The sequence below is a fragment of the Nocardioides sp. genome (assembly GCF_964228225.1).
In the GTDB taxonomy this organism is placed as follows: domain Bacteria; phylum Actinomycetota; class Actinomycetes; order Propionibacteriales; family Nocardioidaceae; genus Nocardioides.
The window spans coordinates 18,894-44,689 of the sequence record NZ_CAXQZB010000039.1; the positions used below are offsets into that span (position 1 = coordinate 18,894).

The following is a 25,796-nucleotide window of genomic DNA, read 5'->3' on the forward strand; positions in this document are numbered from 1 at the left end:
CCGCCGCGTGCCCGGCGGCGACGTCGGGGCGCCACGCGTGCATCGGAGAGACCGCTGAGCCTCCCCCACGTGCTCGTCCTCGGGCTCAACTACGCCCCGGAGACCACCGGCATCGCGCCCTACACCGCGCGCATGGCCGAGGGGCTGACCGCGCTGGCCGACGTCACCGTCCTCACCACGCCCCCGCACTACCCGCAGTGGCGCGTCGACCCGGACCACCGCGGGTGGACCACGCGGTCCCGGTCCGCCGGCGTCGACGTGACCCGCCTGCGCCACTACGTGCCCCACAACCCGCGCGGTGTCACGCGCATCCTCAGCGAGCTGTCGTTCACCGGACGGGTGCTGCCCCGGCTGCACCACCTGCCGCGCCCCGACGCCGTCGTCGTGGTCAGCCCCGGCCTGGTGCCGGCCGCCGCGGGCGTGCGGTGGGCGGTGCGGCGGGGGATCCCGGTGGGCGTCGTGGTGCAGGACATCTACTCCTTCGCCGTCGACACGGTCAGCGACGTCGGCCGCGGCGCCGGCTGGCTCAAGGGCCGCGTCCGACGCACCGAGGCCGCCATGATCGCGTCGGCGACCGGCGTGCTCACGATCCACGACCGGATGGCGGAGGCGCTGAGCCAGCTCGGACCGGTCCCGCGCGAGCGGATCACCGTGGTGCGCAACTGGACCCACGTCGACCCGCCGAGGGACCCCGCGGCCCTGCGGGCGGCGCTCGGCTGGCCGGAGGACCGCAGGGTCCTGCTGCACGCCGGCAACATGGGCGCCAAGCAGAACCTCGACGTCCTCGTCGAGGTCGCGCGGCTCGCCGAGCAGTGCGACCAGCCGCTGGACGTCGTGCTCATGGGCGACGGGGTCGAACGGCGGCGTCTGGAGCAGGCGGCCGCCGGCCTGGAGCGGATCAGCTTCCTCGACGGCGTGCCCGAGGCCGACTTCACCTCCGTGCTGGCGGCGGCCGACGTGCTGTGCGTGAGCGAGCGCCCCGGGCTGCAGGAGATGTGCGCGCCCTCCAAGCTCACGAGCTACCTCGTCTCGGGGCGTCCGGTGGTCGCCGCCACCGCCCCGGACAGCGCCGCGGCGGACGACCTGCGCGCCAGCGGCGCCGGGGTGGTCGTCACCCCCGACGACCCGATGGCGCTGCTGGAGGCGGCGCTGCGGCTCGCCGGCCCCGAGACCGACCTCGGCACCCGCGGACCCGCCTACGCCGCAGCCCACCTCGGCGAGCAGCAGGCGCTGGACGGCTACCGCTCCTGGGTGGAGTCGTTGCTCTCCGGCGACGGGAACCGCTGACCCAGCACCTGCGCGGGCGGGCTGCCCACGATCGTGTTCGGGGCGACGTCGCGGCTCACCACCGTGTTCGGCGCCACGAGCGCCGACCGCCCGATCCGCACCCCGCCGGTGACGACGCAGCGCGCGGTGACCCACACGCCGTCCTCGAGGTGGACCGGGGCGGTGATCAGCGCCATGTCGCGGCGGTGGGCGTGGGAGCCGGTGGTGACGAAGGTGCCCTGGCTGATCACGACGTCGGCGCCGACCACCAGCTCGTCCTGGTTGTGCAGCCAGACGTCCTCCCCGATCCAGCTGCGGTCACCGACCGTGAGCTTCCACGGGAACCGCACGCGCAGCCCGGGGCGCAGGATCACGCCCTCCCCGATGGTCGCGCCGAAGGCCCGCAGGGCGGCGGCCCGCAGCCGGGTCGAGACCTGGAAGGCGTTGGTGACCAGCAGCCGCTCGACCACGGCCCAGGCCAGGACCGTCCACACCGGCCGTCCCCAGGACGCGCGGGCGCCCGGAGCGCGGCTCAGGTCGATCACCGGCGGCCAGACCGGCGCTCCCTGCTCCCGCCCCTCGGCGCCCGACCCGCTCACGAGCAGCCCGGGGCCGTCTCGCGCTGCTCGCCGGGGATGATCGAGGGCGTCAGCCGCATCTCGGCCCCCGCGGTCTGGTCGGGCCCGGCGGTCATCTCCCAGGTCACGAGCGCGTCGTCGGCCCGGGCCACCTCGATCTGCACCTGCATCGCCGGACGGCCCTCGAGCACGATCGGCTCGGGCAGGGTGATGTCGCGGCCGTTGATCGTCAGGGACGTGAAGGTGCCGCCGGCGGGGGCGAACAGGAACACGTTCACCGTCTGCCGGCCGATCTCGGGGAAGTTCGTGCCGCCGCCGGTGATGTAGGGCGGCAGCGCTGCCGCGTCGACCGCCGAGATCGTCTGTCCCATCGCGAGCGAGGCCGAGAGCGCCAGCCGGCCGTCGCGGCACCCGACGGTCTCCAGCTCGCCGCGGTAGCGCAGGTAGTAGGACATCTTCGAGGCGGTGGCGTCGTTGAGGGCGACGTCGACGTAGGCGACGTCGTCGTCGCCGCGGTCCAGGGCGCCCTCCACCCGGGTGCCGGCCAGCACCTGCGCCAGCTCCGGATCGAACGGGGCCACCAGGAACCGGCCCTCCGAGCCCGCGCGCTCCAGGCCGGTGAGCAGCCGGTAAGGGGACTCGATGTCGCCGGTGACGGCGGTGAAGATCGACCGGGCGGCCAGCTGGAAGAACGCGTCCTGCTCGGCCGGGTCGGGCACCTTGACGTAGACCTCGTTGAGCAGCGAGCTCACCACGCCCTCGGCCGACAGCGTGAGGTCGCCGACCGGCACCGGCCCGGTGCCCTCGAGCAGGTAGGACAACCCCACCGTGTCGAGGGAGACGACGCCGTCGATCGGGGTGTCGGGGTAGGAACGGTCCCAGAAGGAGCGGAACACCTGGGCCGCCCGCGGGAAGTCCGGCGTGACGTTGGGGTTCTGGAAGAACTGGCCCATCTGGGCGTTGAACAGCGCCCGCTCCGCCGGGGTCAGGTCCGTCACCGGACCGTCGGTGCCGTACACCGGGAAGTCGGTGGCGGCGCCCTGCCGCTCGATCGTGAGGCGGCCGTCCACCGCGCTCACCAGCGCCCACGAGCCCGGCAGGCCGCCGGTGGCCCGGATCTCGGCGGTGTTCTGGAACACCAGGAGGTAGTCGCGAGGGCCGTCGGCGCCCAGCATCTCCGGCGCGATCGCCAGGCCGCGGGTGGCGGCGCGCAGGCCGTCGTCGAGGCCGCTGATCACGTCGACGTACTCCTGGTAGGGCTCGCGCAGCGCGCCCACGAAGCCGTCGGTGGGCTCGGCGTCGACCAGCGCCCGCGCGCGGTCGACGGCGTCGCTGGCCCGGGACACCGTGGGCGCCAGGCCCGCCAGCACGCGCAGGTCGACGCCGTCGCCGGTGGCGAGGCCGTCGAGCCGGTCGACCGCGTCCACCGCCGGGGTCAGCGCGTCGGCGGAGAGCACGTCGAGGGAGGCCGCCAGGGCCTCGACGCCGGCGAGGTCGTCGCCGTACCCGGGCAGGAGCTCCATCAGGCTCCACCACGGCCCGTCGGTGCGGTCGTGGGCCGAGGCCGCGGCGCTGCTCAGCTGCTCGACCGCCGCCTGGCGGGCCGCGGGGTCGCCCACCTCGACCGCCACCTGCAGGGCGTCGACGGCGTCGCGGGCCCGGCTGAGGTCGCGCTGGGTCTGGACCGCGAGGTAGACGCTCCACCCCAGGGCGAGGAGCAGGAGCAGCACGACGCCCCCGATGACGCGTCCGCGGGTGATCACCCGGCGATCCTCTCGCACGACCTCTCCTTCGCTGTACTCATCGGACATGCAGGAACCCCGACGCCGGCGGCGTCGGGGTTCCTGGCAGGCTCACGGCCGGACGGTGCCGGTGCGGACCGGCCGGCGCTCGCGTGGGGTCAGCGCACGCGCAGGCGCTTGGAGGCGCTGGAGGTGCGGAACGGCGCGTTCTTCTTCTTCACGTAGGTGCAGCGCACGGTGTAGTCGCCCTTGGCCAGCGGGCCGGTCGTGAACGACGCGGTGGGGGTGGCCTTGCGCTGGTCGACGATGATCTTGCCGCCGCCGGCCTTGCGGACGGTGAAGCGGAGCTGACCCTTCGGGGTGCGGCTGGAGGCGGCCGACACCTTGCAGGTGTAGCGGGCCGAGGCCTTCTTCGCCAGCGGCTTGCCGCTGATCGAGCTGGGGCCGGAGAGCGTGGTGGTGGTGGGCGCGCACGGGTTCGCGTAGCTGCCGCACGCCGCCGAGGCCGGGGCACCGCTGGTCGCGACCAGGCCCGTCGACAGCACGAACGCGGTGCCGAGAGCAGCGATCATCTTCTTCATCGGGGGGAACTCCTTGAAACAGGGTCGGCTTCGGCGGGGCGCGCCGGGGTTCGTGCCATTAGACCATGCCGATCCAGGATGCGCGGCCCCGAAGGCCAGGATGCGGGCAGGCCCCGGTTAACACTGTGTGACGTGGGGTGACGTGACGCGGCACCGCGACCCTGCGCGCGACACGGCGCGCGACACGGCGTCCGGCATCGTGACCCCTCCCACACCCACGCGGCCAGAGCCCTACGATCGAGCGCACCATGACCACCAGCACCGCCGGCGCCCCGGGCACCCGCGCCCTCATCACCGGCGTCGCCGGACAGGACGGCGTCTACCTCGCGCGCCGGCTCCTCGCCGCCGGCCACCACGTCGTCGGCACGGTCCGGCCCGGCACCGCCGGGTCGGCGATCGTGACCACCTACCTCGACGGCGTCGAGGTGCGCGAGGTCGACCAGCGCGACGGCGCCGCCATGGAGTCGGTCCTGGAGGCGGTGCGTCCCGACGTCGTGTACAACCTGGCGGGCTTCACCTCCGTCGGCGCGAGCTGGGCCCACGCCGAGCAGGTGGCCGAGGTCAACGGCATGGCGGTGCTGCGCCTGCTCGAGGCGCTGCTGCGCTACCGCGACCGGCACGGCGCCGCCCCCCGGTTCTTCCAGCCCTCCAGCTCGGAGATGTTCGGCACCTCCGACCAGATGCCGCAGACCGAGGGCACGCCGCACCACCCGCGCTCGCCCTACGCCGCGAGCAAGAGCTTCGCCCACCACCTCGCGATCAACTACCGCGAGTCCTACGGGCTGTTCACCTGCACCGGCATCCTCTACAACCACGAGTCCCCGCTGCGCGGCCCGGCGTTCGTGACGCGCAAGATCGCCCGGGGCGTGGCCGAGATCGCCGTCGGGCGCCGCCACGAGCTCACCCTGGGCAACCTCGACGTGCGCCGCGACTGGGGCTACGTCGACGACTACGCCCGCGCGATGCAGCTGATGTGCGAGCTCGAGGACCCCCACGACTTCATCGTCGCCACCGGGGAGTCGCGCGGCCTGCGGGAGGTCGTGGAGATCGCGTTCGCCGCCGCCGACCTCGGCCCCAGCGAGCGGTTCGTGCGCCAGGACCCCGCGCTGATGCGTCCCGCCGACGTGCTCGACCTCTACGGCGACCCCACCAAGGCGCGCGAGCACCTCGGCTGGGAGCCCACCATCTCCCTCGAGGCGCTCGTGGAGCACCTGGTGCTCACCGACATCCGACGCCTGGAGACGGGCGTCGAGGAGCACCCCGACTACCTGGCGCCCTCCCCGGCACCGCGCCCCTGACGCCCTGATCCCGAACCGGGGGACGGCTCAGGCCGAGGTGACCACCGGCGGCCGGGCGCCCAGCAGGGTGCGCGCCTGGGCGGGGTCGAGCACCGTGCGCTGGGCCAGCTCGGCCATCGCCACGGCCCGGGTGACCAGCTCGGCGTTGTGGCGCACCGGGACGCCGCGGCGCAGCGTCAGCACGTCCTCCATCCCGACCCGCAGGTGGCCGCCCTTGGCGAGGGCCGCCAGTGCGACGGTCAGCGTGCTGCGGCCGATGCCGGTGGCCGACCACGAGGTGACGGCGTCGGGCAGGGCGGCGACGGCGGCGACCAGCGCGTCGGCCGTGCCCGGCATGCCGCCCGGCACGCCCATCACGAGGTCGCAGTGCACCGCACCGCCGGCGGGGAGTCCGTGGCGGTCCAGCAGCCGGTGGAGTGCGGCGACCTGGCCGAGGTCGAAGAGCTCGAACTCCGGCACGATCCCGCGCTCCTGGGCGCCCTGGTAGAGCTCCTGCACGAACCCCCAGGGGTTGAGGAACACGTCGTCGCCGAAGTTGGTGGAGCCCAGCGTGATGCTGCACGAGTCGGGCTCGGCCTCCAGCACCCGCAGCCGGTGCTCCAGCGGGTCGTGCACCGAGCCGCCGGTGGAGAGCTGCACGACCAGGTCGGTGGCCTCGCGCAGCGCCGCCACGGTCTCGCGCAGCCGGTCGAGGTCGAGGCTGGGACGGTGCTCGTCGTCGCGGATGTGCACGTGGATCATCGCCGCGCCGGCCGCGCGGCAGGCGACGGCGGTCTCGACGAGCTCGGCCAGGGTGGTGGGCAGCGCGGGGCAGTCGGCCTTGGTGGTCTCGGCCCCGGTGGGGGCCACGGTGACCAGCAGGCCGTCGGCGGGCACGGTGTCGTGGGTGGACATGGGCCCATTCTCACCCGCCTCCCGCGCGGGCGTGACCCGGGTCACGCCCGCCGGGTCGGCTGCGGCACGCTGGGCGCATGCGAGCCGTGGTGCAGCGGGTGCTCTCCGCCGAGGTGCGGGTGGACGACGACGTCGTGGGGTCGATCGGGGAGCCGGGGCTGCTGGTCTACCTCGGCGTCACCCACACCGACACCGACGCCGAGGCGGACTGGATGGCGCGCAAGCTGGTCGACGTCCGGCTGCTGCGCGAGGAGCGGTCCTGCGCCGAGGCCGGCGCACCGCTGCTCGTCGTCAGCCAGTTCACGCTGTACGGCGACGCCCGCAAGGGCCGGCGCCCCACCTGGGCCGCCGCCGCTCCCGGCCCGGTGAGCGAGCCGCTGTACGACCGGGTGTGTGCGCAGCTGGAGGCCGCCGGCGCCACCGTGGCACGCGGCCGGTTCGGCGCCGACATGGCCGTGAGCAGCGTCAACGACGGTCCCGTGACCCTGATCCTGGAGCGCTGAGACTGCCGGACCGGGCTCGCCCCCTGCCCCGGACGCGACTCGGCCCCGGTCCGCCTCGGCGATGGAGCCGACGGCGGCGTGCACGACCTTGTCGACCGGCTCGGCCTTCGGGGCCAGCGTGCGCAGGGTCCACTGGCCCTCGCCGGCGAAGAACCGGAAGTGGCCGGTGGCCGAGGTCGGCACCTCGGCGGTGAACTCGCCGGTGCGGTCGAGCAGGCGCACGTAGGCGTTGCCCACGGGCTCGCCGGAGCGCAGCACCTGGCCCTGGATGATGGCCTCCTTGGCGGTGTTGACGCCGTCGAGGGACAGCCCGCCCTCAGTCGCGCCGCACATCAGGCCTCGCCCGCCTCGTCGCCCAGGACCACCGGGACGCCGACGAGGGAGCCGTACTCGGTCCAGGAGCCGTCGTAGTTCTTGACGTTCTCCTGGCCCAGCAGCTCCTTGAGCACGAACCAGGTGTGCGAGGAGCGCTCGCCGATGCGGCAGTAGGCGATGGTGTCCTTGCTCCAGTCGACGCCGGCCTCGGTGTAGATCTGGCGCAGGTCGTCGTCGGACTTGAAGGTGCCGTCGTCGTTGGCGGCCTTGCTCCACGGAACGTTGGCGGCGGTGGGGATGTGGCCGGCGCGCTGGGCCTGCTCCTGCGGGAGGTGGGCCGGGGCCATGAGGCGACCGGCGTACTCGTCAGGGCTGCGGACGTCGACGAGGTTCTGGGTGCCGATCGCGGCCACGACCTCGTCGCGGAAGGCGCGGATGGAGGCGTCCTGCTCCTGGGCGGTGTAGGAGGTGGCGGCACGCTCGGTGACGTCGGCGGTGAGCTCGCGGGAGTCCAGCTCCCACTTCTTGCGTCCGCCGTCGAGCAGCTTGACGTCGGTGTGGCCGTAGAGCTTGAAGTACCAGTAGGCGTAGGCGGCGAACCAGTTGTTGTTGCCGCCGTAGAGCACGACGGTGTCGTCGTTGCTCACGCCCTTGCTCGAGAGCAGCGCCTCGAACTGGGCCTTGTTCACGAAGTCGCGGCGGACCTGGTCCTGCAGCTCGGTGGTCCAGTCGAGCTTGATGGCACCCCGGATGTGGCCCTTGTCGTAGGCCGAGGTGTCCTCGTCGACCTCCACGAGGACGATGCCGGGGGTGTCGAGGTTGTCCTCGACCCACTGGGCCGAGACGAGGGTGTTCTCACGGGACATGACGGGTGGTGCCTTTCGTAGTGCGGGTGGGAGTTGACGCGGAGGGGCCGGTGCGGGGACCGGCGGGTGGGACGCCGCTCAGGCGGCGCGGGTGGTGAGCCGCTTGCCCAGCAGGTACATCTCGCAGCCGAGGCAGAACCGGAACACGGCGTTGAGCAGGGCGGCCACGAGGGCCATGCCGACGGCGATCAGGCCGAGGGTGTCGACCCCGGCGAGGAAGCCCACCAGCCCGACGAGCGCGAACCCGAGGCCGACGGCCTGGGCGAACCGCGGCGGGGCCGGGTCCTCCAGCTCGGTCGGAGGCGCGAGGCGGGGCCGGACGGCGGCGCGGAACACCCAGGCGAGCGGGGTGCGGGCCACGCCGGCGATCGCGCCCCAGGCGAACAGCACGGCCTGCAGGCCGAGCAGTGCGACGGCGGCCGGGTGCGGCGCCGCGACCAGGATCACGGCGAGCACGACGGCGGTGACCGAGGCGTTGAACTGCGGCCCGCGGGGGTCGATCCCGGCCGGAGCGCCGGTCGAGGGCGAGGTGGAACGGGCGGCCGCGGTGGACTGCGACATGAGGACTCCTGGGGACGGGACGGGTGCGGGCGGGCTCCACATTACTGGAGCAACTCGATCGACTTAACCCTCGAACCCCGATTCAGGGGTGGGCGTCGATCAGCCGCACCGACACAGCGCCGAGCGCGTGCGGCAGTGGTCCACCGCGCGGCGCTTGGTCAGCAGGGTCGTCACCATGTCCTCCACGGTAGGGGGCCCCGACCCCGGATCGGAAACCGAGTTCCCAGATGATGAGATGGCATTTCGAATGATGAGATGCGCGAAGGGAAAGCCCAGGTCAGAGCGCTGCGAGGGCGGCGATCACGTCCGGCTTGCGCGCCGCACCGGCCGCTCGACCGACCTCGCGGCCCGCGGCGTCGAGCACGAGGGTGGTGGGCGTGCGGCGCACGTCGAGGCGCCGGACGAGGTCGAGGTGCTCCTCGGCGTCGACCTCGACGTGGGCGACACCCGGGGTGGAGGCGGCGACGTCGGCGAGCACCACCCGGGTGCTGCGGCACGGCGCGCAGAAGGCCGAGGAGAACTGCAGCAGCGTCGCCCGCTCCCCCAGCTGTCCGCTCCAGGGCGTGCCGGCGAGCACCCCGCCGTCGGTGGACCCGGGCGCGGCGTCCGCCTCCTCGGTGGCCGCAGAGGAGGTCGACGCGCCCGCCGGGACCGCGGTGGCGCGCGCCGGACGGATGCGACCGTCGACCCGGCGCCGGTACAGCCCGAAGCCCAGGGCCAGCACGACCGCCACGATCAGGATCCACTCACCGGTGCTCACGACGGTCCAACCTCCCTCACGACGCCCCCATTCCCCGACGGCGGGGTCGCACCGTCAGCCGCCGGCGAAGGGCGGGAGGAACTCCACGGTGTCGCCGGGCGCGACGGGATGCGCGGCGGGATCCTTGCCCGCCGGCTGCTCGCCCACCAGCACGGAGCACACGCCGAGCACGCGGGCCAGGTCGGCCCCGGGGTGCGCCGCCACCGCGAGGTCGCGGATCGCCCCCACCGTGGTGGGCCCCCCGACGGGCAGCAGATCCTCGGCCACACCGGCGGCCGCACGGGCCCCGGCCCAGTAGCGCACGCGCACGTGCTGCTCATCACTCATGTCCGCTCCTGCCGAACCCTGTCCCGTTTCCCCCACGTTTCGCTATTCTTCCCTGCACATCAACCGGCCGGAGCCCGACGACGTGTTTCGGTCTCACCCCCGTCATGGGAGGAGACCTTCATGAGCGCCCTGCTGCTCCTGACCAGCGCCCTGCAGCCCTCCGCCGAGGTCATCCCGGCCCTCTCGCTGCTCGGCCACAGCGTCAAGATCCTGCCCGCCGAGGGCAGTGCCCTGCTCGAGGCCCCCGACTCCGACGTCATCCTCATCGACGGCCGCCAGGACCTCGCCGGCGCCCGCGACCTGAGCCGGCTCATCCGCACCACCGGCAGCGACGTCCCGGTGATGCTCGTGGTCACCGAGGGCGGGCTGTCCGTCGTCAGCCACGACTGGGGCATGGACGACGTCCTGCTGCACACCTGCGGCCCGGCCGAGCTGGAGGCCCGCCTGCGCCTGGCCGTCGGCCGCGCCACCGCCGTGCGCGACGCCGCCGACCCCGACGCCCACGACATCCGCTCCGGCGAGGTCGTGGTGGACGACGCCACCTACACCGCCAAGATCGGCAGCCGCCCGCTCGACCTCACGTTCAAGGAGTTCGAGCTGCTCAAGTTCCTGGCCCAGCACCCCGGCCGGGTGTTCAGCCGCCAGCAGCTGCTGCAGGAGGTGTGGGGCTACGACTACTTCGGCGGCACCCGCACCGTCGACGTGCACGTGCGCCGCCTGCGGGCCAAGCTCGGCCCCGAGCACGAGACCCTCATCGGCACCGTGCGCAACGTCGGCTACCGGTTCGTGCTGCCCGCCCGCGAGAAGGAGACCGCCGCCGACGCCGCCCGCGTGGGCGTCGACGCCTGACCCCCTGCTCCCCACCGACCCCGCCTCACGGCGTCTCGTGACGGCGCCGGGGCGCCTCCTCGACGAACGTGGGTGGCCCGGTCGCCGTGCCGACCACCGCGGGGCGCGACGGTCGTCGAGGAGCGAGCGCCAGCGAGCGTCACGAGACGCCCGCACCCGACTCACCACGTCTCGTGACGGCGCCAGGGCGCCTCCTCGACGAACGAGGACAGCCACGGTCGTGATCAGTCGGCGTCGAGGGCGATCAGGAGGCGGGCGGTGAGCTGATCGGCGCCGGCGGGGGAGGGCCGACCGTCGGCGGCGCGCAACTCGGGGGTGGCGGCGAGGTCGGTGACGTCGACGACCCGACCCCCGACCTCGGCGCAGCTGCGGTCGATCGCTCGGAGCAGGGCCGGGGCGGCGGGGTCCGTGCGCCACGGCCCGACACACACCAGGTCGGCGTCGGGCAGGGTGCGGCGCACCTCCTCCACCAGCCCCTGGAAGCGCGGGGCGAACGTCGCGACGTCGGCGGAGTCGGTGCCGAACAGCAGCACGACCGCCTCGGCGTCGGGGGTGGCGCGGATGATCGAGCGCAGCCCGTTGGCCGCTCGCAGCGACCCGTCGAAGCGGACCGGGTCCCTCGCGAGGTCCGTGCTCACCGGGCCCACGACGTCGCGCACCGGGTCCTCGACCCCGACGCCCTGGAGCGAGTCCCCGAGCCAGAGGATCCGCGCCTGCTCGGCGACCGGGGTCGGGACGGGGGACTCGACGATCCCCTCGCTCGTCGAGGCGCCACCGCCGGGCGGGGTGGCCCCGGTCCGGTCCAGCGCGAGCACCCACACGGCCACGACCGCGAGGGCCAGCAGCACGAGCACGGCATCGACCCACCGCAGCGGGCCGCCGCGGTCGGTCCCGGTCACGCGCCTGCGCACGGGCTACTCCCCGGACCCGTGGGCGCGGCCGGCGACGGGATCGATCCCCATGCGCAGCAGCAGCCGGGCGGCGATCTGGGCGTGCCCGGTGTCGTTGGGGGCCCGGGGACCGGCGGGGGCCAGCGTGCCGACGGCGTCGAGGGCGCGGCGCCGGGCGGGCCCGCGGGAGTCGTCGCGATCGAAGAGCGTGGCCACCGGCACCGGCACGCCGTCGAACTGCTCGCAGACCCGGGTGATCCAGCGGTCGTAGGGCGCCGCCTTCGCCTCGGTGCGCCAGGCGCCCACGCACATCAGGATCGCCCGCGGGGCGCGCTCCTCCAGCACCACCGCCAGCCGCTCGAGCCGGCGCCCGAACACCGCGGGCGGGCTGGAGGTGTCGTAGCCGAAGGACAGCACGATCACGTCGGGGTCCGGGGCGTCGCGCACGGCGCGCATCAGCCCGCGCCGATCGGTGAGCGGCAGCGCGGCGCCGGCGGTGGTCCAGCCGGCCCGGCGCTGCATGGCCCGGGCCACGAGGGTCACGAAGCGGTGCTCGACGTCGCTCGCGCCCGCCCCGCTCACGAGGGAGTCGCCGAACCACCACGAGTCCAGGTCGCCCTCCGGCAGGGTCACGCGCGCCTCGGGAAGAGGGGCCTCGGAGGCCTCGCCCGCGGGCGACTCCGAGACGGCGGTGGTGCCGGGCGTCCCCCGGTCGCGCCCGATCAGGCCGAGGCCGACCCCGACGCCGCCACCCGCCACCGCGGCCACGACGACGGCGGCCGCCCACGTGCGCCAGCCACGCGGCCACCGGCCCGTCGGCTCGGCACGACGACGCCCGCTCACGGCTCCCTGCTCAGCAGCAGGCAGGCGAGCAGCCCCAGCCCCCAGATGATGAGCACGGGGAGGTCGCCGCGGTTGATCCCGTGGGTGTCGGTGATCCGCAGCAGGGTGGGACCGGTGCCCGGGCGTTCGTGGCCGGCCAGGCAGATGAAGGCCAGCATCGACAGGCAGCCCGCACCGAACCCGGCGAGCACCCGCCGCTGGGTCATGCGCGGGGCGGGCGGAAGTGCCGCCCCACCTCGGGATCGACCACGACCTCCTGGGCGGCGGCGATGCCGTCCACGAGCAGCGACGCCTCCACCGGGGTGCTGCGCTTGAGCAGCGCCAGCGCGATCGGCCCGAGCTCGTGGTGGCGCGCGGAGGTGCCGACGGTGCCGACCTGCTTCTCCCCCGCGAGCACCGGCGACCCGACCACGGGCAGGCGGTTCTCGGAGCCGTCGAGGTGCAGCAGCGTGAGCCGACGCGGCGGGCGCCCGAGATTGTGCACGCGTGCGACGGTCTCCTGACCCCGGTAGCAGCCCTTGTCGAGGTGGACCGCCGTCTCGAGCCAGCCCATCTCGTTGGGGATCGTGCGGTGGTCGGTGTCGAGGCCGAAGCGGGGTTCGCCGCGCGCGATGCGCAGCGCCTCGAAGGCCCACAGCCCGCAGGCCGGCCCGGCCGCCTCGGCGAAGACCGTGAGCTGTTCGCGCGGGACCAGCCGGTAGCCGCGGCCCGGCTGCTCGCCGCCGCCGCGCCACACCAGGGCGTGCTCGGTGGTGACGTCGGTGAGCGTGACCTCGGTCCAGAACTTCATCCGCTCCAGGAAGCCGAGCAGGTCGGCGGCCCGGCCCGGCTCGGTCCAGGCGAGCAGGGCGGCGCCGTCGTCGACGGCCCGGAACTCGTGCTCGACGTGCCCCTGGGGGCTGAGGACCAGGGCCTGGGTGACCACGCCGGGAGCGAGGTCGAGCAGGTGCTGGGTGGTGAGGGAGTGCAGCCACGTGAGCCGCTCGGGGCCCTCGATGCGCAGCACGTCGTGGTGGGAGAGGTCCACGAACCCCTCGCCCGACTCCAGGGTGCGCTGCTCGCCGTTGAAGGAGCCGTAGTGCGCGGCCACGGGGGCGTCGACGCCGTCGCCGGCCACGGCGCCCGGCAGGGCGAGCAGCGGCGAGACGGGCGTCTCAGGACGGGTCGTCGATGCGGTCATCGGTGCATTCCTCCCGACAGGTGCCGAAGACGGCGAGGTGGCCGGCGTCGACGTCGAAGCCGTACTGCTCGCCGAGGGTGGTGCGCAGGCCGTCCAGCAGGGCGACGTCGAGGGACTCCACGCGCTTGCAGCGGCGGCACACCAGGTGGAAGTGCTCGTGGTCGTCGACCGCGTGGTAGGTCGGGGACCGGTCGGACAGGTGCGCGTGACGCACGAGCCCGAGCTCCTCGAGCACCTCCAGGGTGCGGTAGACGGTGGAGAGGTTGACGGCGTCGGCGCTGCGGCGCACGTGGGCGTGCACCTGGTCGGGCGTGGCGTGGCGCAGTTCCTCCACCGCGCGCAGCACGAGCTCGCGCTGGGGGGTGAGGCGCAGGCCGCGCTCGCGCAGCCGGGCACGCCACTGCGGCAGCGCGTCGCTGCCGTGGTGGTGTCCGGTCACGCCCGTCATGCCGCGTCGTCCGTTCCTGCTCGTCTGGTGGGTCCTGCTGGGTCCTGCTGGGTCCTCAGCCGCGGCGCTGCAGCCGGGCCCACAGGTGCGGCTGGAGCTCCTGGCCCAGCGCCGCCATGTCGTAGGCGTAGAGGAGCTCGCCCTCGACGTTGCCGTACATGCGCTGGCCGCCGGTGACCTCCTTGGCGGTCTCGGTGTAGCCGACGCCGGCGGTGTGGAGCTCGATCTTGCCGTCGGCCGCCTGGCCGTACCAGATCTCCGAGAGCCCGGTGTTGTGGGCGAGCACCAGCTCCAGGCGACCCTCGGGCAGGCAGCGCAGGAAGCCGGTCTCCTGGTGGGCCTCGCGCACCTTCGCGCCGTCGTCGTCGATCAGCCAGGTGCGGGAGAAGTAGTGCAGGAACGGGCGGCCGTCCTGCTGGAACACGATCTCCTCGCCGTACTGGAACGGCTCGATCGTGGGGTAGTCGCCGCGGCCGTTGCCCGCCCAGGTGCCCAGCAGCCACGCGACCGGGCCGCACTGGGGGTGGAGGTTCTCGGGGATCTGGAACACCCCTCCAGCCTACGGCTCCGGGCCACCGGCGGCCCCGACGCGCCTGAGGGGCGGGCGGTGCCGACCGGGGCCCTAGGGTGGGTGAGGTGGCCCGTCCCCTGCTGCTCAAGCTCACCGCCGGCGCCGAGGCCCCCGAGCGGGCCAACCAGGCCCTCACCGTGGCGGCCGCCGCCGTGCTGTCCGGCGCCTCCACCGAGCTGTGGCTCACCGGCGACGCCGTGTGGTTCGCCGTCGCGGGCCGGGTGCCGGGCCTCGCGCTCGCCGGCGCCACCCCCGCCGCCGACCTGGTCGCCACGGTGCTGGCCGGCGGCGCGATCCGCGTCTGCAGCCAGTGCGCGGGACGACGCGGGCTCACCGAGGCCGACCTGCTTCCGGGCGCCCGCATCGCCGGTGCCGCCAGCTTCGTGGAGGCGGCGCTGCGCGACGACGTGCAGGCGCTGGTGTACTGACATGGGCCACCTCGGGATCCGGCGGCTGCGGGCGGGCGACCCCGACGCCCACGCCGCGGTCGACGCCGTCCGCGCCGCCTGCGTGGCGGCCGGGGAGGACGACCCGCTGGACGAGGCCACCGACCTCGCCTGGCGCCACGGCGGCCTCGAGGCCGCCGACGTGCACCTGGCCTCGCTCACCGCCGACACCTCCGGCGGGCCCGGCGGCTTCGCGCTGGTGAGCGGCGACGAGGTCGTGGTGGCGGTGGCGCCGGCCGTGCGCGGGGCGGGACTCGGCACCGCGCGCGCGGCACTGGCGGCCCCCGAGGCCGGACCGGGCGCCGGCGCCTGGTCGCACGGGCACCACCCGGCCGCGGCGCGGCTGGCCGCGCGGGTGGGCTGGCGGCCGGTGCGCTCGCTGTGGGTCATGCGGCGCGCGCTGGACGGGGGGCCGGACGGGGGGCCGGACGCCCTGCCGCCGCTGCCCGCCCGCGACGACGTCGTGCTGGCACGGCTGGCCGACCACGACGACGCGCCCGACCTGCTCGAGCAGGACGTCGCCGAGGTGCTGGCCGTCAACGCCCGCGCGTTCGCCCACCACCCCGAGCAGGGCGACCTCGACCGGGCGGGCTTCGACGAGCGTCGCGCCGAGCCGTGGTTCGACCCGGCCGACCTGCTGCTCGTGCGGCGCCGAGCCGCGACGGGCCGCGGCGAGCTGCTCGCCTTCCACTGGACCAAGCGGCACGACGAGGACCACGGCGAGGTGTACGTGGTGGGGGTGGACCCCTCGGCCCAGGGGCTGGGGCTGGGCCGGTTCGCGACCCTCGCGGGCCTGCACCACCTGCGCGCGCGGGGCGTGCGCCGCGTGCACCTGTACGTCGAGGCCGACAACGCGGCGGCACTGCACACCTACACCCGCCTGGGGTTCGCCCACGCCGACGCCGACACCCACACGCGGTTCGCGCCCCGAGCAACGCACACCGGCGCGGAGGCGGGTCGGTAGCATCCGGCCCATGACCGCAGGCCCGGACGACGCCGACTCCTCGGGCCCGCGCCGACCCTGGCGCCGCCCGCGGGCCGCCGGACCCGTCGGCCGCGAGCAGGACGCCACGCCCGCCGACGGCGCGTCCGTCGCGCCGGAGCCGACCGCGGGGACGCCCGCCGACGACGACCGACCGGCTCGGCCCGAGGTGGCCGAGGTGCTGGAGCTGCTGGCGAACTACACCCGCCCCGCCGGCACCGAGCCGACCCCGCGGCCCGCCGCCGCCGAGGACCCCACCCGGCTGCCGCCCGAGGTCGTGCAGGAGGCCCAGCGCGCGGCACGGGCCGCGCTGGCCCGGGCCCAGGCCGCCGACACCGTGGCCGCCGAACAGGCCGCCCTCGCGCGCCGGGTGCAGGAGGAGCGCGACGCCGCCCTGGCTCGGATCGCCGCCCTGGAGGCCCAGCTCGCCGGATCCCCGGCGCCGCTCACCGACGAGCCCGTGATCGAGCCGGCCGAGCCCGCCGAGGAGCCGGTGGCCGAGGAGCCGGTACTCGAGGAGCCGGTGGCCGAGGAGCCGGCGGTCGAGGAGCCGCTCGCCGACGAGCCGCTCGCCGAGGACCCCACCGCCGAGGTCGAGGACGCCGGAGCAGCCGAGGTCGAGGACGCCGGCGCAGCCGAGCCCGTGGCCGAGCCGGCCCCCGAGCCCGAGGCGGCACCCGAGCCCGAACCGGCACCCGAGCCCGCACCGACCCCCGAGCCCGAGCCGGAGTTCCCCCGCCCCACCACCGTCGCCGAGATCCTGGCGGCGGCGGCCGTGGAGATGCCGGAGGTGCTGGCCGAGCCGCTGCCGCTGGCCGATCCCCCGGCGGAGCGCGGGGCGGTGGCGGAGTCCGACGACGCGGAGCCCGAGCCCGAGCCCGAACCGCTCCCGGCGGTGGCGCACCGCGGCGCGCCTGCGGCGGAGCCTCCCGCCGAGGCGGAACCGGCCGCCGATGCCGACTCCCTGCCCGCCCCGGAGCACGTGCCCGACTCCGAGCCCGAGCCAGAGCCCGACTCCGGGCCGGACGGCGTCGCCCCGTCGACGCCCGCGACCGACGTCGTCTACCGCTCCCTGCGCCGCGGCAGCACCGGGCTGGTCGGGGCGGGCCTCGCCGTGGCGTGTCTGCTCGCGGTGCTCGGCATCGCGATCGCCGGACGCTTCTCCGAGTGGGCCACCGCCTGCGTGGTGCTGGCCGGCGTCGGAGTGCTGAGCGGCCTGTTCGCCTACCGCCGCATCGGACACGCCAGCGAGGTCACCATCGATGCCGACGGCGTGCTGCGGGCGGTGATCGGCGAGGAGACGTGGGAGCTCCCGCTGGAGCGGGCGGCGATCGAGATCACCGGCGAGCTCGGCGACCCGGCCTGGCGCTGCGACGTGCACGTGCCGGGGCGGGCACCGCTCACCCTCACGACGGGCGAGGTCGTGCCCCGCGACCTCCTGCCCTACCTGCGCCCCTACCTCCCCTGAGCCGGCGCGGCACCGGCCCGACCGGCCCACGGGGCCGGTCAGCGCTGGTCAGGTCAGGTCGTCGGTGTCCTGCGGCGCGGAGTGCTCGGGGTACTCGCGCTCCAGCTCCTCGTCGGTGAGCAGCACGCGCCGGCAGAAGTCCTCGCCGAACGGCGTGAGGTGGATCGAGCGCCGCACGACCTTGGGGAACTTCACCGAGTGCATGGCCTCCAGCACGTCGGGCTGGGCCTCCACGACCTGGTACTCCAGGGGGTCGCGCAGCGCCTCGCGGGAGAACCAGATCAGCCCGAGCCGGAAGAGGTTGTTGAGGTAGGCCGGCACCTGGTCGACGTACCGACAGCCCGCGCGGGGGCCGATCATCGTCAGCCCGGGCGCCACCAGGGTGGAGCTGACCAGCCCGATCGGGCCACCGGTGCGCACGTCGACCGTCGGCTGGGGGCCCGAGCGCACCAGCAGCATCAGGATGCGGGCCTCGTCGGGGGCGAGCTCGTCGAGGATCCGCTCGTAGGCGGGGTGACCCTGCTCGGTGCTCCACACGTCGCGCGAGCGGTTGAGCAGGTCCTGCCCGCGGTCGCGCAGCGTCGGCTCCTGCGGACCCGAGGACCGGGCGGTCAGCCGCGCGGCCGGGGCGTAGGACTCCACCACGTGGTCCAGGTCGACGGCGGCGCCCAGCGCCTCGCCCGCCGACATCAGCGCCTGGCCCACCGGGGTGCCGGCCGAGACCGAGCGCGCCAGCGAGCCCACGACGGCCAGGCCCCGGCCGGCGTCGCGCGCGAGCGCGACGGCCTCCTGCTGGCTGGTGAGGGCGCGGCTGACCCGCCAGGCGGTGCGGGCCGAGGTGCGCACCGACCAGCCGGTGGTGTGCCAGGCCGCCGACGCCGCCACCCGGGCCAGCCCCGGCAGCGACTCCACGACATCCGGGGCCGCGACCTCGGCCCGACGACGCGCGCGCGCCGGCAGGCGCACCCCCGGCTGGATGGTGGGCTGCTTGTCGGCCGCGGGGGCCGGGTCGTGCTCGCTCATCAGCCCCCCTGCGTGCCGAAGATCGCCAGGTGGAGGAAGCCGCCGGCGGCTCCCATGATCGCGCCGTGGGCGTAGAGCATCCACTCGTCCTCCTTGATGGCCGAGCGCATCATGTCCACGAAGTCACGGGGTGGGAGCTCCTTGGTGCGGGTGGCGATGAGGACGCGGATCTTCTCGGCCTGCCGGGCGCTGAACTCGGCGTCCTTGAACGGCGTCAGGGTGCGGCCGACCGCCTCCTGGGCCACCGACTCGCGGATGTTGTCGAACCGCTCGCCGCCCATGACGACCTTGATGGCGGCACGGGCGGGCCCCGCGGCCTGGTCGATGGCGGGGCGCAGCGCGGCGGCGAGCATCTGGCGGGTGCGGTCGCCGCGCGGCCCGTCGAGCAGGAAGTCGCCGATGCGCTCGAGGGTGATGACGTCGTCGGCGATGATCTGGGCGTAGACCTCCGCAGCCTCGCTCTGGCGCTGCAGGAACAGTCCGTGCCAGGTGATGCCGAAGATCTTCTTGGGCTCCGGCGGCTCGAAGATCAGCCACATGCCCAGGGCGTTGGTGATCCAGCCGACCACGACGCCGAGCAGGGGCAGCAGCCACCACGTGTGGGCGATGGAGTCGATCACGGCCACCGGGATGCCGAGCAGGAACCCGAAGATGAAGCCGAAGCGGACCATGAGGTCCAGCTCCTTCTGACCGAAGTCGCGGAAGATGCGCACGACCAGCGCGGGGTTCTTCCGGAAGTGGTCGATGACCATGATCTTGGGGTCGAGCAGCTGGTCGATGTGCACGCCGATCTCGGTGGTGACCCGGCCGACGACGTTGGGCACCTGGGCCTGGACCCGCGTGTAGACGCCCTGCTTGACCGCCGGCGGGAGGTCGCGCCACAGCCGGGGGTGCTCGGCCTGCATGACCTGGTCGACCAGCTCGGGGATCTCGGGGCGGAAGACCCGCACGATGTGCTCGGCGATCTGGTCCGGCTCGAGCTGCTGGTAGAACTCCGCGGGCGTGCCGAGCTTCGCGATGGCCTTGTCGACCGCGATGCTCCCCATCTTCGCGGCCCGCGCGGGCACGATGCCCTGCCAGCCGATGCCGCCCTGCAGGACGCCCGGCACCTCCTGGGCCTTGCGGGGCAGGATGGTGGCGAGCTCGCGCATGCCGGGCACCGTGATGCCCTTGAACTGCACGGGGGCGAAGAGCATCACCAGGCCCGACCAGTTGATGGCCCAGCCGATGACGCCGGTGAACACGGGGATGCTGAGGAAGGCGAACCAGTCCAGCTCCTCGTACCAGTGGGTCAACCACTCGGTGAACCACTCCACGCGCATCAGCCTTTCCGTCGTGGCCGCTGTGTGCCCGAGCCGCCGAGCCGAAGGATAGTGCCCCCGATCACACCATGCCCGGCCCCGCACCCTGCTCGGACGTCCACGGGCCCGACGCCCCGCCCCCGCGTCGTTACACTCCCGGGGTGGTCCCGGAGGAGCAGCGCCCGTCCCCCGACCCCGCCCCGACCCCGATCGCGACCCCGACCCCGACAGGTGTGGTCGCCCGGGTCCTGCCGCCGCTGGTGCGCGTCGCGCTGATCGGCGTGGTCGGCGCCGCGGTGGCCGCGGGGTTCCTCGGCCGGCTGCTGACCCCCGACGACGCCCCCTACCTGCTGGTCACGCGCGAGGTCGACGACCACCCCCTCGCGGCCACCGCGATCGTCGCGCTCAGCCTCGCCGCGGTGGCGGTCCTGCTGCGGGCCGCCGAGCGGCTCGTGTCCGGCTGGCGCGACGGCGCCCGGGCGACGGCCGCGATCACCCCCCGCGGCCGCCGCTGGCGACGTCGCACCGACCACGTCTACGCCCGGTGGGGCCGGCTGGCCGTGGTGCTCGTCCTGATGTGGCTGCCGTGGTACCTCACCTCGTTCCCCGGCCAGCCCAGCCCCGACGCGGCGAACATGATCACCGAGTTCCTCGACACCCGCGCCGACTTCGCCGACACCCCGCCGCTGGCCCCGGCCGACCTCACCTCGCCGCTGGAGGACTACCCCACCTCCGACTACCTGCTCACCGACAGCGACCGGCTGTGGTCCAACCACCACCCGTTCTTCCTGATGCTCACCTACGGCGGCATCAGCGCCGCGAGCGTCGCGCTCTTCGACAGCCTCGTGCCCGGGCTCGTGCTCATCTCCGGGCTCTCCGCGGCCCTCACCGTGGTGGCGTTCGCGCGCGCGCTGTGGCTGCTCGGGCGCCGTGTCCGCGGGTGGCGGGTGCGGCTGCTGGCCCTGGTCGGCCTCGGCGTCACCCCGCTCATCCCGCTGTGGAGCATGGCCGAGCACAAGAACCAGCTCTTCTGCGCCGCCTTCGTGTGGTGGCTCGCGCTCACCGCCCAGCTGCTCGACCGCGCCGACCGGACGGCCCCCACGGGGCCGACCGCCGGCGCCCGCGCGCCGATCGCGCCCGGTCGCGGCTGGTACCTGGAGACCACCGCGGCCTCGCTGATCATGGCGATCAGCGTGCAGTTCGGCTGGATCGTGCTCGCCGCGCAGTCGGTGGCGCTGCTGGTCGTCCTGCGCCGCCGGGCCACCCCCGTGCTCGCGATGGCCCTGCCCGCCCTGGCCGTCATGGGCAGCATCAGCGCGCTCGGCACCGCCGGCGTCGTCGTGCCCTCGGACCCGATCGAGACCAAGGGCCTGCAGCTGCAGACCATGGCCCTGCTGCTGCGGGAGCACCCCGAGGACGCCTTCACCGCCGCCGAGCGCGCCGACCTCGAGCGGCTCTTCGACCTCGACGTCGCCGCGGCGGTCTTCGACCCCGACAACGCCGACCCGATCAAGTCCACCGGACCACTGGACAAGAAGAGCGCCAGCTTCCGCTACCGCACCGTGCGGGCCGAGGACTGGGAACCGTTCGACGGCATCATCCTGGCCGCCGCCGCGCGTCATCCCGGCACCGCACTGGACGCGCTGTTCCTGAAGTCCTACCGCTACCTCGACCCGTTCGACCGGGGCACCGACTTCTACCCGCCCTGGAACCCCGACTACGACCGCACCGTGAGCGGCCACCGGGCCGCGCCGATGCCGCTCAACGACGTCAGCCGGGGAGCGGTCCGCGCCGTCGCGAACGGCTGCCACAGCGTCGCGGTGTGCCGTCCCCTCGTCTCACCCGGGCCGCCGACGCTGCTCGTGGTGCTGCTGCTCGGCGCCGGCGTCGTCGTGCGACGTCGTCGCGCCTGGCTGTGGGCGCTGCCCTTCGCGCTGCAGCTCGGCATCGCCGGCGTCTCCCCGCTCAGCGCCGGCGGGCGCTACGTGCTCGCGGCCGTCTACGGCGCGACGATCGTGGTGCTGCTGCTCGCCGCCCCCGACCGGCCCGACGCGCAGGAGCCGGACGGGCCCGAGGAGCCACACGCGGAGCCCGACCGGGCGCCCGTCGTGAAGAGGGCTCAGGCGGCCTCGGTGCGGGCGCGGGAGAACACCCAGCGGTAGCCGAGGAAGTTGGTCACCATGCCCACCGCCATCGCCGCGACCTTCGCCGCCGGGGGCACCAGGTCGGTGCTCAGGTCGGACACCACGGCCTCCCGCAGCGCCTCGAGCACCGGCGTCGCACCGAGGATCACCAGCGACTGCACCACCAGCGCGGAGGTGAGGGTGACGGCGACGAAACCGACGTAGCTGCCCGCGCCGGCGTCGTCGGAGCGGAACACCCAGCCGCGGTTGAGGAAGAAGCTCACCGTCATCACCACCGCGGTGGAGACGACGTTGGCCAGGAGCGCCGGCAGGTCGGCCCCCACGGCCAGTGCCGTGAAGAGCGCCAGGTCCAGGCCGGTGTTGGCCAGGCCGACGACGACGTAGCGCCGCGCCGCGCTCCCGGTGCCGGGGCCCGTGCCGGGGTCGGGTCCCGTCACCGCAGCGGGTGCCCGGAGGCGTCGAACTGCAGGTAGAACAGGCGGCGGGTCTCCTGGCGGCCCCGCATGACGGCGTTCATCACCATGCCGATGCCCACCACCAGTGCCCCGAGGACGACGAGCGAGGAGGCCAGGATCGCGGTCGGGAACCGCTCCACGACGCCGGTGCGCAGGTAGTCGCCGACCACCGGCAGGCCGAGCACGAGCCCGACCAGGGTGCTGACCAGTCCGGCGAGGCCGCACACCAGCAGCGGGCGCTCGTGCAGCAGCAGGTGGGCCAGCAGGTAGAGGATCTTGAAGCCGTCGCGGAAGGTGTGGAGCTTGGACTCCGAGCCCTCGGGGCGGTCCTTGAACCCCACCGGCACCTCGGCCTGGGGCACCCGCAGCGCCGCGGCGTGGATGGTCAGCTCGGTCTCGATCTCGAACTCCTCGCTGTTGGCGGGGAAGGAGCGCACGTAGCGCCGCGAGAACGCCCGGAAGCCCGAGAGCATGTCGGTGACCGGCTCCCCGAACAGCACGGTGGTGAGCCGGTTGAAGGCCTTGTTGCCGAGCGCGTGGCCCGGGCGGTAGCTGCCGTCCTCGCTGGAGTCGACCCGCACCCCCACCACGTGGTCGAGCGGTCCGGCCAGCAGGGTCTCGATGAGCAGCGGCGCGGCCGCGGCGTCGTAGGTGTCGTCGCCGTCGATCATGAGGTACACGTCGGCCTCGACGTCGGCGAAGGCCCGCCGCACGACGTTGCCCTTGCCCTTGCGCCGCTCGTGACGCACGATCGCCCCCGCCTGTGCGGCCAGCTCGGCGGTGCGGTCGGTGGAGTTGTTGTCGTAGACGTAGATCTCGGCGTCCGGCAGGGCCGTGCGCAGGTCGGTGACGACGGTCGCGACCGTGAGCTCCTCGTTGTGGCACGGCACGATGACCGCCACCCGCGGCGCCTGGCTCACGTGACTCACTGGGCCCTCCTCGCCGTCCCACCCCGGCGGCGGAACCGCAGCACTGTAGCGAGCAGCACCCGAGGCCCCCGATTCCGTGACGGCGTGAGGCTGGTCTCGGAGCGACAGTTTGCTCGGCTGGCCGAGGAAACCGTCGCTCATCGCCCCGATCGCGGTCGTGAAGCGACAGTTTGCTCGGCTGACCGAGGAAACCGTCGCAGCCAGACCCGTGGGGCGCGGGGCGGGGTCAGCGGCCCCGGCGCCAGACGACGATCGCCTGACCGGGGGCAGGGGCGCCGGCGGGGGGCTGGCGGAGCACGGGGAGTCGGTCGGGGGGCGGGGCGGCCGCACGGGCGGCGTGGCGCAGGGCCTCGCGGGTGGCGTCGAGCTCGTCCTGCAGCTCGGCGTTGCGCGCGCTGAGGGCCTCGACGCGGTTCTCGAGCTCGAGGATGCGACGCACCCCCTCGATGCCGATGCCCGCCGCGGTGAGGTCGGCGATCTGGCGCAGTCGCTCGAGGTCGCGCAGGGAGTAGCGGCGTCCGCCGCCGCCGGTGCGGCCGGGAGTGACCAGCCCGAGCCGCTCGTAGGTGCGCAGCGTCTGGGGGTGCAGACCAGTGAGCTCGGCCGCCACGCTGATGACGTAGACGGCGGCGTCGGGCGCGGGGTTGGCGCCGTAGCCGTACCCCCCGAGACCGCCCGTCCCGCTCATCGCGCCTCCTCGAACAGTCCCGCCCGCAACGGCTTGCCCGCCGTCGCCTCGCGGTAGGCCTCGACGGCGGCCCGGGCGGCGGCGTCGAGGACGGCCGGCACCTGCACCTCCACCGTGGCGAGGAGGTCGCCGCGGGTGCCGTCGGACTTCGTGGCGCCCCGGCCCCGCACCCGGAAGGTGCGCCCGGTCGGGGTGCCGGCGGGCAGGCGCAGCGTGACCGGGGTGCCGCCCAGGTTCGGGACCTTGATCTCGGCGCCGAGGGCGGCCTCGTCGAAGGACACCGGCACGGTGAGGGTGAGGTGGTCGCCCTGGCGGCCGAACACACGGTGCGGGGTGACCTTCACGGTGACGAACAGGTCGCCGGCCGGTCCGCCCTGCTCCCCCGGGCCACCCTTGCCGCGCAGCCGGATGCGCTGACCGTCCTTGACGCCGGCGGGGATGCGGGCCTGGATGGTGCGCGCGGCCGAGCCCTGCCCAGTGCCGCGGCAGGTGGGACACGGCTCGTCGTAGACCAGCTGCCGGCCCGCGCACGCCGGACAGGTCTCGTTCATCGAGAACGCGCCCCCCGTGCCCGCCACGATGTAGCCGGCGCCGTCGCAGCTGCTGCACACCCGCGGCGTGGTGCCGGGCTTGCCGCCGGTGCCGGAGCACGCCGTGCAGGCGGCGTCGGAGCGCAGCCGCAGCGAGATCGTGACCCCCTCCAGCGACTCGGTGAAACCGATCGTCGCGGTGGTCTCGACGTCGGCGCCCTTGCGCGGACGCCGGCCGGCGCGCTGCCGGCCACCGCCGAAGAGGTCGCCGAACATGTCGCCGAAACCGCCCGCGCGATCGCCGAGCAGATCCTCGAGGTTCACCCCGCCGCCGCTGGTGAACCCGCCGTTGAAGCCGCCGGCGTAACCGCCCCGACCGCCCGAGCCGTACACCCGGCGCATCTCGTCGTAACGGGTGCGCTTGTCGGGGTCGCCGACGACGTCGTAGGCCTCGGCCACCGCCTTGAAGGTGTCGAGCTTGGCGGTGTCGCCGGGGTTGGCGTCGGGGTGGTTCTCCCGGGCCAGCTTCTTGTACGCCTTCTTGATGTCGGCGGCGGAGGCGTCCTTGCCCACGCCGAGGACGGCGTAGAAGTCCTTGGTCGCCCAGTCGGCGCGGATGCCGTCGTCGGCCATGGGGGTCCTCCTCCCGCGAGCGGATGGGTTGGAGCGGAACGGTGGGGGTCCGGTGGGGGCGGTGGTGCTGCTCGGCACCGATCGTGCCCCGGATCGTGCGGGGCCGGGTGCCGAACGGGTCGGGACGGGCCGTGCGGCCCGTCCCGACCCGCCTGGTCAGGCTGGTCGTGCGGGGTCAGGCGGGGGGATCGACCACCAGCACCTGGGCGGCGCGCACGACGCGCTCCCCGATGCGGTAGCCGGCCTTGGCGATGATCCGGCAGGTGGTGACGCTGACCTCGGCGTCCTCGCCCGCGTGCCCGATGGCCTCGTGCAGGGTCGGGTCGAACGGGTCGCCGGGGGCGCCGAACCGCAGCAGGCCGGAGTTGGCCACGGTGCGCTCGAGCAGCTCGGCCACGCTCTTGAAGCCGGGGTCGAGCTCGCCGTGCTCCCGCGCCCGGTCGATGGTGTCGAGCACCTCCACGATCGGGGCCAGGGCGCCGTAGGTGGCGTTCTCCTTCACCAGGTCGCGGTCGCGGTCCACACGCTTGCGGTAGTTGACGTACTCCGCCTGCACGCGCTGGAGGTCGGCGGTGCGCTCGGCGAGCTGACGCCGCAGGTCGGCGACCTCGTCCACGGCCCCCGCCTCCGCCCCCGCCTCCGGGGCGCCGTCCTCGGGCACCTCGGGCGCCGCGGCCGCGGCCCCGTCGACCGGCGGTGCGACGACGTCGTCGCCGGGGGCGACG

At 74.5% G+C, this 25,796-nt stretch carries 29 protein-coding genes and 1 pseudogene; 8 read left to right on the forward strand and 22 right to left on the reverse strand.

Translation table 11 applies throughout. From position 1 onward, the window contains the following. The first annotated feature begins 69 nt into the window (after positions 1–69). Positions 70–1,287: a glycosyltransferase gene (locus tag ACERUJ_RS08565; protein ID WP_370248095.1), complete on the forward strand. Its 1,218-nt coding sequence runs from the start codon at positions 70–72 to the stop codon at positions 1,285–1,287. Here ACERUJ_RS08565 and ACERUJ_RS08570 read toward each other — a convergent pair. The 3 genes from ACERUJ_RS08570 to ACERUJ_RS08580 all read right to left on the reverse strand — a co-directional run bounded on the left by ACERUJ_RS08570 (position 1,239) and on the right by ACERUJ_RS08580 (position 4,167). Then, positions 1,239–1,865: a hypothetical protein gene (locus ACERUJ_RS08570; RefSeq protein ID WP_370248096.1), complete on the reverse strand. Its 627-nt coding sequence runs from the start codon at positions 1,863–1,865 to the stop codon at positions 1,239–1,241. The genes ACERUJ_RS08565 and ACERUJ_RS08570 overlap by 49 nt on opposite strands. Continuing rightward, positions 1,862–3,607, reverse strand: coding sequence for a DUF4012 domain-containing protein (locus ACERUJ_RS08575; protein ID WP_370248097.1), 1,746 nt, complete (start codon positions 3,605–3,607; stop codon positions 1,862–1,864). Before ACERUJ_RS08575 ends, ACERUJ_RS08570 begins: the two co-directional genes overlap by 4 nt. A 137-nt stretch (positions 3,608–3,744) precedes the next feature. Next, entirely contained in the window at positions 3,745–4,167 is a 423-nt protein-coding gene (locus ACERUJ_RS08580; protein WP_370248098.1) for a hypothetical protein, read from the reverse strand. A gap of 248 nt (positions 4,168–4,415) precedes the next feature. Here ACERUJ_RS08580 and ACERUJ_RS08585 point away from each other — a divergent pair, with 248 nt between their 5' ends. Further along, on the forward strand, positions 4,416–5,465 hold the full coding sequence (locus ACERUJ_RS08585) for a GDP-mannose 4,6-dehydratase (RefSeq protein WP_370248099.1): 1,050 nt from the start codon (positions 4,416–4,418) through the stop codon (positions 5,463–5,465). 27 nt (positions 5,466–5,492) lie between these two features. Here the strand turns inward: ACERUJ_RS08585 and ACERUJ_RS08590 are convergent, their stop codons facing one another. Next, positions 5,493–6,359 carry a 3-keto-5-aminohexanoate cleavage protein gene (locus ACERUJ_RS08590; protein WP_370248100.1) on the reverse strand — a complete coding sequence of 289 codons (867 nt, stop codon included), beginning with the start codon at positions 6,357–6,359 and terminating at the stop codon, positions 5,493–5,495. Positions 6,360–6,436: 77 nt separating this feature from the next. Here ACERUJ_RS08590 and dtd point away from each other — a divergent pair, with 77 nt between their 5' ends. Next, complete coding sequence (gene dtd / locus ACERUJ_RS08595; protein WP_370248101.1) at positions 6,437–6,862, forward strand: D-aminoacyl-tRNA deacylase; 426 nt, start codon at positions 6,437–6,439, stop codon at positions 6,860–6,862. A 54-nt stretch (positions 6,863–6,916) separates the two neighbouring features. On the opposite strand, the pseudogene ACERUJ_RS08600 reads toward dtd, so the two are convergent. The 5 genes and pseudogenes from ACERUJ_RS08600 to ACERUJ_RS08620 form a co-directional block, all read right to left on the reverse strand. Next, positions 6,917–7,195, reverse strand: a pseudogene (locus ACERUJ_RS08600) (DUF1416 domain-containing protein); the annotation flags it as partial. Then, positions 7,195–8,043, reverse strand: coding sequence for a sulfurtransferase (locus ACERUJ_RS08605; RefSeq protein WP_370248103.1), 849 nt, complete (start codon positions 8,041–8,043; stop codon positions 7,195–7,197). The pseudogene ACERUJ_RS08600 and the gene ACERUJ_RS08605, both read right to left, overlap by 1 nt. Before the next feature lie 78 nt (positions 8,044–8,121). Continuing rightward, entirely contained in the window at positions 8,122–8,604 is a 483-nt protein-coding gene (locus ACERUJ_RS08610) for a DUF4395 domain-containing protein (RefSeq protein ID WP_370248104.1), read from the reverse strand. 277 nt (positions 8,605–8,881) lie between these two features. Continuing rightward, positions 8,882–9,364 (reverse strand): TlpA family protein disulfide reductase, encoded by a 483-nt coding sequence (locus ACERUJ_RS08615; protein ID WP_370248105.1) that lies wholly within the window; start codon positions 9,362–9,364, stop codon positions 8,882–8,884. A 54-nt stretch (positions 9,365–9,418) separates the two neighbouring features. Further along, positions 9,419–9,691 carry a MoaD/ThiS family protein gene (locus ACERUJ_RS08620; RefSeq protein ID WP_370248106.1) on the reverse strand — a complete coding sequence of 91 codons (273 nt, stop codon included), beginning with the start codon at positions 9,689–9,691 and terminating at the stop codon, positions 9,419–9,421. A gap of 120 nt (positions 9,692–9,811) precedes the next feature. Between ACERUJ_RS08620 and ACERUJ_RS08625 the strand changes: the two genes are divergently transcribed. Further along, positions 9,812–10,540 carry a winged-helix domain-containing protein gene (locus tag ACERUJ_RS08625; RefSeq protein ID WP_370248107.1) on the forward strand — a complete coding sequence of 243 codons (729 nt, stop codon included), beginning with the start codon at positions 9,812–9,814 and terminating at the stop codon, positions 10,538–10,540. Positions 10,541–10,764: 224 nt separating this feature from the next. Here ACERUJ_RS08625 and ACERUJ_RS08630 read toward each other — a convergent pair whose 3' ends face one another. Genes ACERUJ_RS08630 through ACERUJ_RS08655 form a run of 6 tightly spaced genes read right to left on the reverse strand, consistent with a single transcriptional unit; the run spans position 10,765 to position 14,451 of the window. Next, a complete protein-coding gene (locus ACERUJ_RS08630) occupies positions 10,765–11,439 on the reverse strand; it encodes an SGNH/GDSL hydrolase family protein (protein ID WP_370248108.1) in 675 nt (224 codons plus the stop codon). Positions 11,440–11,454: 15 nt separating this feature from the next. Then, positions 11,455–12,273, reverse strand: a complete 819-nt coding sequence (locus ACERUJ_RS08635; RefSeq protein WP_370248109.1) for an SGNH/GDSL hydrolase family protein — start codon at positions 12,271–12,273, stop codon at positions 11,455–11,457. Beyond that, entirely contained in the window at positions 12,270–12,479 is a 210-nt protein-coding gene (locus ACERUJ_RS08640; RefSeq protein WP_370248110.1) for a hypothetical protein, read from the reverse strand. The genes ACERUJ_RS08635 and ACERUJ_RS08640 overlap by 4 nt, the downstream gene beginning before the upstream one ends. After that, on the reverse strand, positions 12,476–13,453 hold the full coding sequence (locus tag ACERUJ_RS08645) for a folate-binding protein YgfZ (RefSeq protein WP_370248111.1): 978 nt from the start codon (positions 13,451–13,453) through the stop codon (positions 12,476–12,478). The genes ACERUJ_RS08640 and ACERUJ_RS08645 overlap by 4 nt, the downstream gene beginning before the upstream one ends. Further along, the gene (locus ACERUJ_RS08650) at positions 13,428–13,901 is read right to left on the reverse strand and encodes a Fur family transcriptional regulator (RefSeq protein ID WP_370248112.1); all 474 of its coding nucleotides are present in this window, start codon (positions 13,899–13,901) and stop codon (positions 13,428–13,430) included. The genes ACERUJ_RS08645 and ACERUJ_RS08650 overlap by 26 nt, the downstream gene beginning before the upstream one ends. A 55-nt stretch (positions 13,902–13,956) precedes the next feature. Further along, complete coding sequence (locus ACERUJ_RS08655; protein ID WP_370248113.1) at positions 13,957–14,451, reverse strand: FABP family protein; 495 nt, start codon at positions 14,449–14,451, stop codon at positions 13,957–13,959. A gap of 86 nt (positions 14,452–14,537) precedes the next feature. Between ACERUJ_RS08655 and ACERUJ_RS08660 the strand changes: the two genes are divergently transcribed. Genes ACERUJ_RS08660 through ACERUJ_RS08670 form a run of 3 tightly spaced genes read left to right on the forward strand, consistent with a single transcriptional unit; the run spans position 14,538 to position 17,368 of the window. Next, a complete protein-coding gene (locus ACERUJ_RS08660) occupies positions 14,538–14,900 on the forward strand; it encodes a DsrE family protein (RefSeq protein WP_370248114.1) in 363 nt (120 codons plus the stop codon). Between the two features lies 1 nt (position 14,901). After that, positions 14,902–15,882, forward strand: coding sequence for a mycothiol synthase (gene mshD / locus ACERUJ_RS08665; RefSeq protein ID WP_370248115.1), 981 nt, complete (start codon positions 14,902–14,904; stop codon positions 15,880–15,882). Positions 15,883–15,892: 10 nt separating this feature from the next. Further along, positions 15,893–17,368: a hypothetical protein gene (locus tag ACERUJ_RS08670; protein WP_370248116.1), complete on the forward strand. Its 1,476-nt coding sequence runs from the start codon at positions 15,893–15,895 to the stop codon at positions 17,366–17,368. A gap of 48 nt (positions 17,369–17,416) precedes the next feature. Here the strand turns inward: ACERUJ_RS08670 and ACERUJ_RS08675 are convergent, their stop codons facing one another. Further along, positions 17,417–18,391, reverse strand: a complete 975-nt coding sequence (locus tag ACERUJ_RS08675; protein WP_370248117.1) for an Abi-alpha family protein — start codon at positions 18,389–18,391, stop codon at positions 17,417–17,419. Continuing rightward, a complete protein-coding gene (locus ACERUJ_RS08680; RefSeq protein WP_370248118.1) occupies positions 18,391–19,707 on the reverse strand; it encodes a hypothetical protein in 1,317 nt (438 codons plus the stop codon). Before ACERUJ_RS08680 ends, ACERUJ_RS08675 begins: the two co-directional genes overlap by 1 nt. A 146-nt stretch (positions 19,708–19,853) precedes the next feature. Between ACERUJ_RS08680 and ACERUJ_RS08685 the strand changes: the two genes are divergently transcribed. Then, the gene (locus ACERUJ_RS08685) at positions 19,854–21,854 is read left to right on the forward strand and encodes a DUF6020 family protein (protein ID WP_370248119.1); all 2,001 of its coding nucleotides are present in this window, start codon (positions 19,854–19,856) and stop codon (positions 21,852–21,854) included. Here ACERUJ_RS08685 and ACERUJ_RS08690 read toward each other — a convergent pair. From ACERUJ_RS08690 to grpE, 5 genes are all read right to left on the reverse strand, one after another. Further along, on the reverse strand, positions 21,812–22,273 hold the full coding sequence (locus tag ACERUJ_RS08690; protein ID WP_370248120.1) for a GtrA family protein: 462 nt from the start codon (positions 22,271–22,273) through the stop codon (positions 21,812–21,814). The genes ACERUJ_RS08685 and ACERUJ_RS08690 overlap by 43 nt on opposite strands. Next, the gene (locus tag ACERUJ_RS08695; RefSeq protein WP_370248121.1) at positions 22,270–23,220 is read right to left on the reverse strand and encodes a glycosyltransferase; all 951 of its coding nucleotides are present in this window, start codon (positions 23,218–23,220) and stop codon (positions 22,270–22,272) included. Before ACERUJ_RS08695 ends, ACERUJ_RS08690 begins: the two co-directional genes overlap by 4 nt. Positions 23,221–23,446: 226 nt before the next feature. Next, positions 23,447–23,908, reverse strand: a complete 462-nt coding sequence (locus ACERUJ_RS08700) for a heat shock protein transcriptional repressor HspR (protein WP_370248122.1) — start codon at positions 23,906–23,908, stop codon at positions 23,447–23,449. Next, entirely contained in the window at positions 23,905–25,071 is a 1,167-nt protein-coding gene (gene dnaJ, locus ACERUJ_RS08705) for a molecular chaperone DnaJ (RefSeq protein WP_370248123.1), read from the reverse strand. The genes ACERUJ_RS08700 and dnaJ overlap by 4 nt, the downstream gene beginning before the upstream one ends. Positions 25,072–25,246: 175 nt before the next feature. Further along, a partial coding sequence (gene grpE / locus ACERUJ_RS08710) for a nucleotide exchange factor GrpE (RefSeq protein ID WP_370248124.1) occupies positions 25,247–25,796 on the reverse strand: 550 nt, incomplete at its 5' end.